The organism is Paenibacillus sp. tmac-D7 (assembly GCF_006519665.1).
Taxonomy (GTDB): Bacteria; Bacillota; Bacilli; order Paenibacillales; family NBRC-103111; genus Paenibacillus_G; species Paenibacillus_G validus.
The window spans coordinates 29,768-41,319 of sequence record NZ_VIDW01000002.1; the positions used below are offsets into that span (position 1 = coordinate 29,768).

Annotated in this window: 13 protein-coding genes and 1 other RNA gene; 5 read left to right on the top strand and 9 right to left on the bottom strand. The window is 51.6% G+C overall.

Annotated elements, in window-relative coordinates; translation table 11 throughout:
• Positions 1–37 precede the first annotated feature (37 nt).
• Entirely contained in the window at positions 38–592 is a 555-nt protein-coding gene (locus FKP33_RS01600) for a TlpA family protein disulfide reductase (RefSeq protein WP_127606101.1), read from the bottom strand.
• A 186-nt stretch (positions 593–778) separates the two neighbouring features.
• On the opposite strand from FKP33_RS01600, the gene FKP33_RS01605 reads away from it, so the two are divergent.
• Both FKP33_RS01605 and FKP33_RS01610 read left to right on the top strand, forming a co-directional pair.
• Entirely contained in the window at positions 779–2,122 is a 1,344-nt protein-coding gene (locus FKP33_RS01605; protein WP_127606103.1) for an MFS transporter, read from the top strand.
• Between the two features lie 61 nt (positions 2,123–2,183).
• Positions 2,184–2,666 (top strand): M67 family metallopeptidase, encoded by a 483-nt coding sequence (locus FKP33_RS01610; protein ID WP_127606105.1) that lies wholly within the window; start codon positions 2,184–2,186, stop codon positions 2,664–2,666.
• A 42-nt stretch (positions 2,667–2,708) separates the two neighbouring features.
• Here FKP33_RS01610 and FKP33_RS01615 read toward each other — a convergent pair whose 3' ends face one another.
• From FKP33_RS01615 to FKP33_RS01625, 3 genes are all read right to left on the bottom strand, one after another.
• A complete protein-coding gene (locus FKP33_RS01615; protein ID WP_141333878.1) occupies positions 2,709–3,443 on the bottom strand; it encodes an exonuclease domain-containing protein in 735 nt (244 codons plus the stop codon).
• Positions 3,440–4,540 (bottom strand): DUF294 nucleotidyltransferase-like domain-containing protein, encoded by a 1,101-nt coding sequence (locus FKP33_RS01620; protein WP_141333800.1) that lies wholly within the window; start codon positions 4,538–4,540, stop codon positions 3,440–3,442. The genes FKP33_RS01615 and FKP33_RS01620 overlap by 4 nt, the downstream gene beginning before the upstream one ends.
• A 65-nt stretch (positions 4,541–4,605) precedes the next feature.
• Entirely contained in the window at positions 4,606–5,985 is a 1,380-nt protein-coding gene (locus tag FKP33_RS01625) for an ammonium transporter (protein ID WP_373423821.1), read from the bottom strand.
• A 358-nt stretch (positions 5,986–6,343) separates the two neighbouring features.
• Here FKP33_RS01625 and FKP33_RS01630 point away from each other — a divergent pair, with 358 nt between their 5' ends.
• Together FKP33_RS01630 and FKP33_RS01635 are read left to right on the top strand one after the other, a co-directional pair.
• Positions 6,344–6,775, top strand: coding sequence for a helix-turn-helix domain-containing protein (locus tag FKP33_RS01630; RefSeq protein WP_054796821.1), 432 nt, complete (start codon positions 6,344–6,346; stop codon positions 6,773–6,775).
• 39 nt (positions 6,776–6,814) lie between these two features.
• Positions 6,815–7,495, top strand: a complete 681-nt coding sequence (locus tag FKP33_RS01635; protein ID WP_054796820.1) for a zinc metallopeptidase — start codon at positions 6,815–6,817, stop codon at positions 7,493–7,495.
• Between the two features lie 82 nt (positions 7,496–7,577).
• Here the strand turns inward: FKP33_RS01635 and gltC are convergent, their stop codons facing one another.
• On the bottom strand, positions 7,578–8,471 hold the full coding sequence (gltC, locus tag FKP33_RS01640; protein WP_054799239.1) for a glutamate biosynthesis transcriptional regulator GltC: 894 nt from the start codon (positions 8,469–8,471) through the stop codon (positions 7,578–7,580).
• A gap of 128 nt (positions 8,472–8,599) precedes the next feature.
• Between gltC and tpx the strand changes: the two genes are divergently transcribed.
• On the top strand, positions 8,600–9,103 hold the full coding sequence (gene tpx / locus FKP33_RS01645; protein WP_127606112.1) for a thiol peroxidase: 504 nt from the start codon (positions 8,600–8,602) through the stop codon (positions 9,101–9,103).
• Positions 9,104–9,179: 76 nt separating this feature from the next.
• On the opposite strand, the gene FKP33_RS01650 is transcribed toward tpx, so the two are convergent.
• The 4 genes from FKP33_RS01650 to FKP33_RS01665 form a co-directional block, all read right to left on the bottom strand.
• The gene (locus tag FKP33_RS01650; RefSeq protein ID WP_127606113.1) at positions 9,180–9,569 is read right to left on the bottom strand and encodes a DUF1499 domain-containing protein; all 390 of its coding nucleotides are present in this window, start codon (positions 9,567–9,569) and stop codon (positions 9,180–9,182) included.
• Between the two features lie 158 nt (positions 9,570–9,727).
• Positions 9,728–10,384, bottom strand: a complete 657-nt coding sequence (gene fsa / locus FKP33_RS01655; RefSeq protein ID WP_127606115.1) for a fructose-6-phosphate aldolase — start codon at positions 10,382–10,384, stop codon at positions 9,728–9,730.
• Between the two features lie 43 nt (positions 10,385–10,427).
• Positions 10,428–10,609: non-coding RNA, 6S RNA (ssrS, locus tag FKP33_RS01660), on the bottom strand.
• A gap of 76 nt (positions 10,610–10,685) precedes the next feature.
• The gene (locus FKP33_RS01665; protein WP_127606117.1) at positions 10,686–11,507 is read right to left on the bottom strand and encodes a YesL family protein; all 822 of its coding nucleotides are present in this window, start codon (positions 11,505–11,507) and stop codon (positions 10,686–10,688) included.
• Positions 11,508–11,552: the final 45 nt, after the last annotated feature.

Below are 11,552 nucleotides of genomic sequence, written 5' to 3' on the forward strand. Positions count from 1 at the left end.
TCCGCGCTCCGATGCGCAGGCTGCAGCTTTTTTACGTTCAGGAAGCCGGCGAAGCGTCAATAAGCTTCTTAATTTTAGCCTCCAGCTCATCGGGAGCAAGCACATGGACGATTTCCACCAAGCGTCCATGCTTGTCAACGAGAAAGCTTGTCGGGACGAACAAAATGCGGAAATCGTTCGCCGCCTCGCCGCTCGTGTCGAGCAGGACCGGAAAAGGCAGATCGTGTCCTTGAACGAACGCGTTGACATCTTTTATCGAATCACCCTTCGTAACGTTCACCGCATACAGATCGAAATGATCCTTGTAACGCTTGTACACATGTTTCAGCGCCGGCACCTCCTCATGACAAGGCCCGCACCAAGACGCCCAAAAATTAATCAGCAGCGGCTTGTCGCGCGTGCCTCCGATCACGTATTCTTTACCGTCCAAGCCTTTTATTACATGGTGAGGAACCGGCAAATCGACCGCAACCGACGGTTTAGCCGCCGCCGCTGCCGCGACCTTCGTCTGGCGATCCATGCGTTGCCATTGCCAGCCGGCGGTAACCGCCAAAACCAAAGCCGCAACCGCCAATGCTATTGTTTTTTTCATCGTATGTTCTCCTCCATCTTGCGTTCCTGCTTTTCCTCCGGCGCGCCAACAAGGGATGCCTACTATTATTTCCAGCTGCAGCGAAATGAATCCCATGGAAAACGTTCCAGCCTGCTTCCAAGGATGGCTTCCAGAGCGCAGGATACATTAATCTTATTATCGGCGCATATGGAGGTCCCGTCAGCAATGGAAAAAACGAAAAAGAAGAAACTGTCCATCCTCTTCGAAAGCGATATAACAGCGGATAACTACACAATGAATCGCCAATCCGAAGCCGGCGACCAAACCGAATCCAAGCCGACCGCGAAGCAGCAAGCGAACGCCGGCTCCAAAGGTTTGATCTGGGAGTTCATCGCCATTGCAACGGTACCGCTCGTCCTGGTGCTCGGCAATTCGATGCTCGTACCGATCTTGCCGGAACTTCAAGAGAAGCTCGGGATCAGCCAATTTCAGAGCAGCCTTGTGATTACGCTGTTTTCCGTCACAGCCGGCCTTGTGATCCCGATATCCGGTTATTTGTCGGACCGGTTCTCACGCAAAGCGATTATTATCCCTTCGCTCATCATTTACGGAGCAGCCGGCATTTTGGCTGGTCTGGGGGCCGTTTGGAACTCCTACACCGTGCTTATCGTCGCCAGAGCGATTCAAGGCCTGGGCGCCGCCGGCACGGCGCCGATCGCGATGGCACTGGCGGGCGACTTGTATAACGATGGAACGGAAAGCAAGGCGCTAGGCTTGACGGAAGCGTCCAACGGCACCGGGAAAGTGGTCAGCCCGATACTCGGCTCGCTGCTGGCGTTAATTGTTTGGTATGCCGCCTTTTTCGCATTTCCGGTGTTTTGCCTGCTTTCCCTGCTCGCCGTTGTTTTTTTGCTGAAGGAACCGGAGCGCAAGAACGAACCCCCGAAGCTGTCCGAATATATCCGGCAGATCGGCACGGTCATGAAGAAAAAAGGCCGCTGGCTGGTCACTTCGTTTGTCGCCGGTTCGGTAGCGCTGTTCGTCCTGTTCGGCGTTCTCTTCTATTTATCGGACATTCTAGAAGCGGCGCCGTACCATATCGACGGCGTCATGAAAGGTCTTGTGCTGGCCATCCCCTTGCTGGGACTCGTGATCACGTCGTATACGACAGGCTCCATGATTAAGAAGAACGGCAGCTTGATGCGAGTGCTGATGACGATCGGATTAGCTGTCATGACGGTCTCGCTCGGCTTATGCATCCTCTTTTATAACAAAAACATCTATCTGTTCATCAGTCTTCTAACGCTCAGCAGCATTGGAACCGGGCTCCTTCTGCCGTGCCTCAACACCATGATTACGGGCTCGGTCGAACGCGACCAGCGGGGAATGATTACGTCGCTTTACAGCAGCCTGCGCTTCCTGGGTGTGGCGTTCGGTCCGCCCTTGTTCGGCTGGATGATGGACAAGTCGCATCAAATCGTATTTATTACCGTTACATCGCTTACCGCGATCACGCTCGTTCTCGTCTTTTTCTTCATCAAACCGCCTGCCAAGCTTGGAGGCAGCTAGCCATCCGGAGCGGTTGCTCTTATAATGGAAGGTAAAAATGAGATGAGGCGAACAGCGCCCGATGCCACCCGAATCGATTACACTGACGTCCGCCGTTTGGCAAAAGATGATAGACCATTGCCGGGAAGCCTACCCGCTGGAAGCCTGCGGCTTGCTATTCGGCGGCGATTCAACGCAAAGCGAATCCCTGGTTTCGCCCATCATCGACGAATTTCTGCCTATCGCTAACGTTGCCTCCGACCCCGGGCACCGGTTTCGGATGCATCCGCAGCAGCTGATTCGGGCGTTGACGCGGGGCTCGGGAGAACACCCGGCGGGAACACGTCGAGCATTGCTGGGCATCGTTCATTCGCACCCGAAAGCGCCGCCGGTTCCATCTTCGCTCGATCTCGACCCGTTGTGGAACGGTATTGCGAGTTATTGGATCGTATCGTTATCCGACCTGGAGTCGCCGGCTGTGCGAGCTTACACCATCACCTGCGGCGGGGACAAGAAACCGGTCAGCCTTCCTCTGGTTTTCCGCGTTGGCGACAACAGTCCATAAGCGCAAAAAAACCTTCGGATTCGACTTCGTTCCGAAGGTTTTTTAATGTCTGCTGAGCTGCATGTACAAATCGCCAAGCGTCTGAACGTCTCGTTCACGCGCTTGCTCGAGCAGCCTCGACCACAAGCGGGCTGTCATTCTCGCATCCTCCAGCGCATGATGCCGCTGCGTCACTTTAACGCCGTAATGATCCAGCAGCGTATCCAGATCATACGCTTTCAATTTCGGATTCAACCATTTGGCGACCATCATCGTATCGAGCAGCCGGTGCGTCAAATTCACCTTGGAGGTGCGCCATAAAGCGGCGTTCAAGAAGTGCTTGTCATGCCCGGTGCCGTGCGCAACGAGCACCTTCTGCTGAACGAACTCCAAGAAACCGCGCAAAGCATGCAGCAGCTCGGGCGCGGCGGACGCTTCCTTGTTCGTGATGCCCGTCAGCTCTTCGATTTCCTCCGGAATATTGCGTTTCGGATTGACCAAGCTGTAGTACGTTTGTTGATCTTCCACTTCCGAGCCGTTGACGGCTACCGCGCCGACCGAAATGATTTCGTCTCCGTTATACGGCGAAAAACCGGTCGTTTCCAAATCGAATACGACCAGTTCCAGCGTATGGAGCGGAATTTCATATAACGAATTTTTTCGCTGTTCCTTCATGATGGACCGAATAAAAGCCATCTGCTGTGCACTTTGCATATCAAACATCGATGTGATCGCCGGCGTAAGCCCGCCCATTTTGTACAAACTCCACATTCTTCCCGGCGGCCTCCTATCCATCACCAGCATTCACCCGCTTTCTTCCGATTTTCTATCTCCGAATGTACGACCTTTTTGACGTATTTTTGCAGCTCGTTTCCGATCCGCAAACACAATTTCAATTCGGTCGTTCTCTCTCTGGTCAATAAATCCGCCGTCAGCTTGCCTCTTGACGTATAATGGCCTTCCTCCAGCTGGAACGGGGTCATCGAGCGCAGCTTTAGCGCAGCCGCCAACGCATCGAGCCAGTCGTGACCGATTTCGTCGGGCACATGCCCTTGGGCAAGAAGCAGCCTGATCCGCCCTTCCGTTGAAGTAACCCGAATGCCTGCTTCCAGCGCGAGCAGCCGGACTCCGTTGACGATCGGGATATAGGCGCCGTATTTGACATCCACACCGCCGGCATCCTCACCATACCGCTCCTTGATGAGCTGGCCGAATATGCCGATCGACACTTTGTGGTGCAGCGTATTCTGCAGCATATGCCTGTACATCAGCGGATGCGCTTGATTGTAGGAAACGAAGGAGTCGATGAGCGACTCTCCCAGGCTGCGGTCGCCGTAAATCGTGCGCAAATCGGCAGCGATGAGCAAATACCGGACGTTCTCCCAATTCGGCTCCGCCAACCATTCGTTCGTCATCGCCAAATAACCGGATAGCGGCTGCCGCCACTTGTCGTTCGTGCACAACACCCCGCCGCTGCATGGCGGATAGCCCGCCGTCTCCAGATTGGCCGATATACGTTCGGACAGCACGCTGAAAAACGCCTTCGCTTGTTCCGCTTCCTTCTCATCCCCCGGATCGGCGTAAATCAGACCGTTGTCCTGGTCGCTCCACAATGTTTGTTCTACTCGTCCGCCGCTGCCGAATAGCAAAAAAGCATAGGGAAGAGGAACCTGTTCGTTCCTCTCCTCACAGAGGATTCGCTCCGTCATCTCGATCGTCCGGTAAATAATCGTATCGTGAAGCCGATTCACCCCTCCGTTCCATTCGAACGGTTCTTCCGAAGGAAGATGCAGGAGAAATACATCGTGAGCGCGATCGCGTAAAGCTCTAAGCTGGCTGAAGTCCCGGGCCTCTTTGACCTCTTGGATGATGCTGTCCCACGCATGACGCTCCATGCCTGCATCTCCTTCCCGTGAGAGAATTATAGCTGATTTTTCTTGTACAGATTCCGAGGCTTTTCTTACAGGCTGTGCGTTTGGCCGCCGGCTGCCGCTTTTTTCATTTGCTCGGGATAGCCGTACGTGCCGTGTTCGGAAAGGTCCAAACCGATGATTTCTTCTTCTTCGGTTACGCGCAGACCGATCGTCGCTTTAATCAAGTACAAGATAATGAAGGAAAGCACGAGCACGAAGAGGAACGCCCCGACAACGCCGAGCGCTTGAACGCCCAATTGCTCGAACCCGCCGCCGTACAGTAAACCGGCTTTACCGATCCCTACCGTTTCAACCAATTGCGGCGTTGCGAAAATACCTGTAGACAACGTACCCCAAACCCCTGCGATCCCGTGTACGGAGAAAGCGTAAACCGGATCGTCAATACCCGCTTTTTCAAACCATTGCGCGGTGAAGAAGGTAACAATACCGGCAATCGCGCCGATGATGATGGCATCGCGGGGCGTTACGAAAGCGCACGCGGCTGTAATGGCGACAAGCGCGGCAAGTAAGCCGTTCAGCATGCTGGGAATGTCGGCTTTGCCGAAGTAAATCCAGGAGACGATCAGTGCCGCTACCGCACCTGCTGCAGCAGCCAGGTTCGTGGTCAGCGCAACGTGACCGAAGAAGCCGTCGCCGGTTGCGCTAAGCGTGGAACCCGCGTTAAATCCGAACCAACCGATCCACAAAATAATGACGCCAAGAACAGAAAGCACTTGGTTATGACCTGGAATCAGGTTAGGCGTTTTGTCTTTATTATATTTACCGATACGAGGTTTCAGCAAGAGGGTCGCCACGAGAGCGGCCGTCGCGCCCTGCAGGTGAACGACTGTCGAGCCTGCGAAATCCTGCATGCCGATAGAGCCGAGCCAACCGCCGCCCCATACCCAATGGGCAACGATAGGATAGATGATGATCGTATATAAAATACCGAAGATGAAGTAAACCGGAAGCTTGCCGCGCTCTGCGAAACCGCCCCATGCGATCGCGAGCGATACGCCGGCAAAGGCGAGCTGAAACAAGAACAGGATGCCGATCGGAATCGGAGATTCCGCAAACAAGCTGATGCTCGCTTTCACCTGATCAGCCGTACCGTCCAGGAAAAAACCGCCGGTACCGATAAAACTGTTGCCGTCGCCGAACGCCAAACCGAAACCAACAGCCCAGAAAGCGATGGCGCACAGCCCGAACGTCAAGATGGTTTTACCGGCAACGTGACCTGCATTTTTCATCCGCGTCGAGCCCGCTTCCAATAAGGCAAAGCCGGCTTGCATGAAGATGACGAGAATGGCTGCAAGCATAACCCAAACCGAATCGATAGCCGCAGCCAATTGAGCCGGCGTTTTGTCGTCAGCCGCAAGTGCCATTCCGGCAGGAGCGAACAGGGACAACAGACCTAAAGAAACCATCATTTTCTTTAACACATCGACCACTTCCTTAGTTTGTGTTATTTTATATAACATAATATGAAATTAATAATGTCATTATATGCAGATATTCATTTTTTTGCAATAGATCTTTCATTAATTTTATGGTTTTCCGAAAAATAACCTGACATCGATAGATGATCATTCGTTTTTTATATGAATAATTTGTACTACTCCTAATATGCGTGTCATATATTATTACAATTCATTTGGATGTCTACCGATTTCCGGCAGCCATATCGGTTCTATGCCCATTTACGCAACGCAAAGCATAACGTTTGACTGTATGGTTTGGAATGAGTATCATTATAGGTGAAAAGAGGTGACGAATCATGGGGATATGAAGCTTTATAAAATTGGCGAGCTGGCTCGCTTATCGGAAGTAAGCCCCAGAACGATCGATTATTATACGAAGCTCGGCTTAATCGATCCGGAAACGAGGTCGAATACAAATTATCGATTGTACAGTGATGAAACCTTGACTCGGCTTAAACGTATTGAATCGATGAAGAGGGAGAAATATACCTTAGAAGAGATCAAGGACAGCCTTCGTCAATGGAACAAAGTAAGCCAAGACGAGATTGTGACAGATAAACTTACATCCTTGCAGGTTCTATTGAAGCAGCTGGAACGGGAAGCGAAGGAGGTCGGCCCGCTTGTCGAGAAGCTGAAGCCGACGCAGCTGAAGAATCTGCACCAGAAGCTGACGCCATCCGCTGCTGCTTGTATCGAAGCACTCTTGCTGCTGCTGGGTAAAGGCCCTCTTTCCTGATATAACCTCAAACAAACAAAGAATGGAGTGTAGTCGAATATGTTATTCACGCCATGGACCATCCTCATTCTGGCCGCATTCGGACTGAGCGTTTGGGCAAGCTTCCGGGTTAAAGGAACCTTCAACAAATTCTCAGACGTACCGGTCGAGTCGGGATTGACCGGTTACGATGTAGCGCGGCGCATCCTGGACGACAACGGACTGTATGACGTACCGGTCGAAGCGGTTCGCGGTGCATTGACCGACCATTACGACCCGGTGGCGAGAGTCGTCAGATTGTCTGAACCCGTATACTACGAGCGTTCGATCTCCGCCGTATCGGTGGCGGCGCACGAAGTCGGTCATGCGATCCAGCATAAGGTTCATTATCCGATGCTGGTAGCCAGACATAAGATTTTCCCGATTGTAAACTTTTCTTCCGGCATCGCACCGTTCCTTCTGTTAGGAGGATTTTTCTTCAAAATTTCCGGGCTCATCTTGATCGGGATTCTCTTATTCAGCGCCGCTGTCGCTTTTCAGTTGATTACGCTGCCGGTGGAGTTTAACGCTTCCTCCCGCGCCCGCGACCTGATGATCTCCTCGGGATTCATTCGTAATCATGAGGAGAAGGGCGTCTCCAAAGTATTAGGCGCCGCCGCACTCACTTATGTCGCCGCCGCACTCATCTCGGTGCTGCAGCTGTTAGAATACATTTGGATCTTCAACCGCAGCGACGATTAATTCAACTCCATCAAGAAGCCCCGGCCATCGGCCGGGGCTTCTTGGTTGCTATGTGATGCAGCCGTTGATGGGCTGGCTATGATCAAGAACGATGAATGAAAAACTCGAGTAAAAATTTACGAAACCCTTCGGCAACAAGCGGCAGCTTGTCCCCCGAGCGTTGAATCAACCCGACGCTGCGCGTTACGCGCGGTTCGATGACCCGCACCTTGGACGGCTGCAGCTGGCTAATCTCCGTTAATGCCATCTCCGGCAGCATACTTACCCCCATACCGGCCGCCACCAATCCGCGGATCGTATCCGTCTCCTCGCCTTCAAAGCCGATTTTCGGGGTAAATCCGGCCTTAGTGCAAGCTTCAAGCACGATGCTCCGCAGCGAATACTCCTCGCTGAACATAACGAACGAATCGTTCTTTAACTGTTCCAATCGAATTTGTTCATTGCGGGCCAGCGGGTGCTCCTGCGGGACGATGGCGTACAGCTCTTCCAGCAGCAGCAAATCGCCCGTGACTTGGTTATGTTTCTCGGGAAAAGGTGAAATGAAGGACAGATCGATTTCACCTTTCACCACATCGCGGATGAGACTATTGTAGGTGCCTTGACGAAGGCGGAATTTGACTCGCGGATGTGTTTCCCGAAAACGCGCCACGACGGTGGGCAGCAAATAAATGCCGAGGCTGTGCGGGAAGCCGATGCGAATTTCTCCCTGCTCCGGATCCATGAACTCATGAACTTCGTTTATCGCCCGCTCCAAATCCGTCATTATGGCTTCTACGCGACACAAAAACAACTTTCCGACCGAGGTAAGCTGGAGATTGCGCCCCTTCTGCACGAATAATTGGACACCCAGTTCTTCCTCCAGCTGGTGGATTTGCCGGCTGACCGCCGATTGCGCCACATGCAGCTCTTCCGCCGCTTGAGTCACGTGCTGCTTGCGGGCCACTTTCACAAAATACTGCAACTGTCTGAATTCCACGGGATTCCTTCCCCCTGTTTCTTGGTTGAGGCACGCTCTATTGGACAAGTTCTCATATAAAAGTTTATAATAATAATTGGTGAAATACCAATCATTCTCAAAGAGAATTAAAGGAGGCCCATGTACACATGGCACAAGCGACACTGAAAGGCAATCCGATCACGCTTGTCGGACCGGAGCTTAAAGCCGGAGACAAAGCACCTGACTTCACAGTTAACAAAAATCTGCTCGAAACCGCATCGCTTTCCGATTACGCGGGCAAAGTGAAGCTCATCAGCGTGGTGCCTTCCTTGGACACCGGCGTGTGCGACGCACAAACCCGCCGTTTCAACGAAGAAGCGGCTAAATTGGGCGACAACGTGGTCATCCTTACCATCAGTAACGACTTGCCTTTCGCGCAATCCCGTTGGTGCGGCGCAGCAGGTATCGACAAAGTCATCACCTTGTCCGACTACAAACATCATTCCTTCGGTAAAGCTTACGGTGTGTTGATCCAAGAACTGCACTTGTTGATGCGCTCTATCTTTGTTATCGACGCGAACGACACCATCCAATACGTGGAGTACCTCGGTGAAATGACCGATCACCCGAACTATGAAGCAGCTGTCGACGCTGTGAAAAAACTCGTGTAATCCATATGAAGTCATAAAAAAAAACAGCGAAGCTACCCTCGCTGTTTTTTTATTCCCCCCTGGAAAAACACCGGATTCAATCATGTATTTTATAAGCGGCGAGCCGCTTGTCGATATGTTTGAAGATGTCCAGTATGGTGCGGTAATTGGAGCCCAAGTCCCCCAGCGAACCGCGCGAGGCGGAATATACATCGATGGCCGTTTTGACCGGGTTGATCCCGAATAACGTCACCGTAATATCCTGCGTCCTGCCGGTAATCGTCCGCCGTTCCAATACGATTTCGCCGACGCTGCGCACCTCATGGAGCAGCTTGTAACCGTTCAATTTTTTGAACATGTTGACCACTTCATCCATGGCCTGGTCTTTGGAGAGTTTATAATTGCGGGTCTTCAGCAGCGGATCCCTGGCTTTCTCTCCGGTCGTTTCATGGCTGCGAATCAGACCGATTAAGGTTCGCTTTAGCAAAGCATTCCCTCCTATGCGAAGTGCGTATCTATTCCAGTTAACACTAATGTTTATCATATCATTGTTTACAAGGAAGAGAAAGAGGAAATGCGCGTTTTCGCAAGAAAAAGAGCCGAATCAGAAGTTGAAGCGGCTCTTTCTCTTGAATTAAACTTCTTCTAGAAAACCGATTGATTGGCGCCTTCCCAATCCTTCAAGAAACGTTCGATGCCTGCATCCGTCAACGGGTGCTTGGCCATCTGTTGAATGACTTTATAAGGGACCGTTGCGATATCTGCGCCCAGCAGCGCCGCATCGATGACATGCGTCGTCGTCCGTACGCTGGCGGTAATGATTTCAGAGGAAATGTTATGAATTTTAAACATTTCGCTGATTTCTTTAATCAGGTTCATCCCGATTTGGTTAATATCATCGAGACGGCCGACGAACGGAGAGACGTATGTAGCGCCGGCGCGTGCAGCCAACAGCGCCTGCGTGGAGCTGAAGATAAGCGTTACATTCGTCTTAATGCCAAGCTCGGTGAAACGTTTCGTTGCCTTTAACCCATCCTCGGTCATCGGCACTTTCACCACGATCCCGTCGCCCAGAGAAGCGAGCTTCTTGCCCTGCTCCACCATTTCATCGGCTTGCAAGCTGATAACTTCCGCACTGATCGGAAGGTTGCCGACAATGGCGGATATTTCGCGTACCGTTTCAAAAAAATCTCTGCCTTCCTTCGCGATCAGCGAAGGATTCGTCGTGACGCCGGCAATGACGCCAAGCTCATGCGCTTTTCGGATTTCTTCCACATTGGCGGTATCGATAAACAGCTTCATCTCCAACATCCCTTCATCATATGTATCCGGTATTTTGGGCACAAAAAAACCCGCATATGCCGTCCGGTTTAGTGTCTCAAACCCGCTCTCGCAGGTGGGTGTCCGCAGAACCGGTTTTGAGATCCCTTTTCGAGGGCATGTCAGCCGCGATTCAATGTTGGTCTCCCTAGAAACAGTCATTGGTTCAAAACAACTTTAAAACCGAAACGAACATCGCAGGATTTTGTTGTAGTCTTATTATAATCTACCGCTGAGCGAAAGTAAACTCGGCCGCGGATGAAGTTCATGGAACGGTGGGAACTTATTGCTTGTCCGCTTGGTTGGCGTTATCTTTAGCCGCATCCGCCGCAAGAAGGTCGCCAGACTTCGATGCTTCATCCGGGTCCGACGGCGCATCGCCTTCGTCCGCCTCTTCCTTCCCGCTCAAAGCCTGCTGCTTTTCCTGCAGCTTGCCGAAGATGAGATTAAAGTGCCAGAACGAAATGACGGCGATTAGACTGCCGGTGAAGAACGGAATCAGGAACGTGAATATGCGAGTGCTCACGAACAGCACAACACCGACCAGCACAATCATGGACAAGGAGCGAATCGGGCTTCCGATCGTAATCAGCACCGCATTCTTGACAATCTGCAGCATCTTCATATGCAAATGCGTCAATATAGAAAAGAAATGGAACAAAGAAATGATCAGCAGCACCGAAATCGACATCACCAAAAAACGTAAAATGCCGAACAGCCCGGATTGATTCCCGTAAAATTGAAAATTGGCGTACAAGATAGCGCCAAACAGCAAGTAAATAAATCCGCCGATCATCGCTTGAACGAAGTTTGACTTGTAGCCGCGGAAAAATGTCTTGAACAGCGGCACATCCTCATCCCCCGTCACCCATTTACGCGCGACACTAAACATGGCCGCCGTCGAAGGAAAGAGGGTGAACGGCGAAACGACAGCCATTAAGAACAAGGTTTGGTAGACCATCTGCTCTGTTGTCGAATTCAACAGTAAAATACCTAGGAAAAAGAACGGTATCGCGCAAAAGATCCATAATAAATTGATGACGGACAACCGCATAATCCATTCGGAAATCCGATAAAATCCGCCCATTACTCCTCGAAACTCCACTACAACGCCTCCTTATGTCTCCAAACTTAATAGCTTATTTCCGGA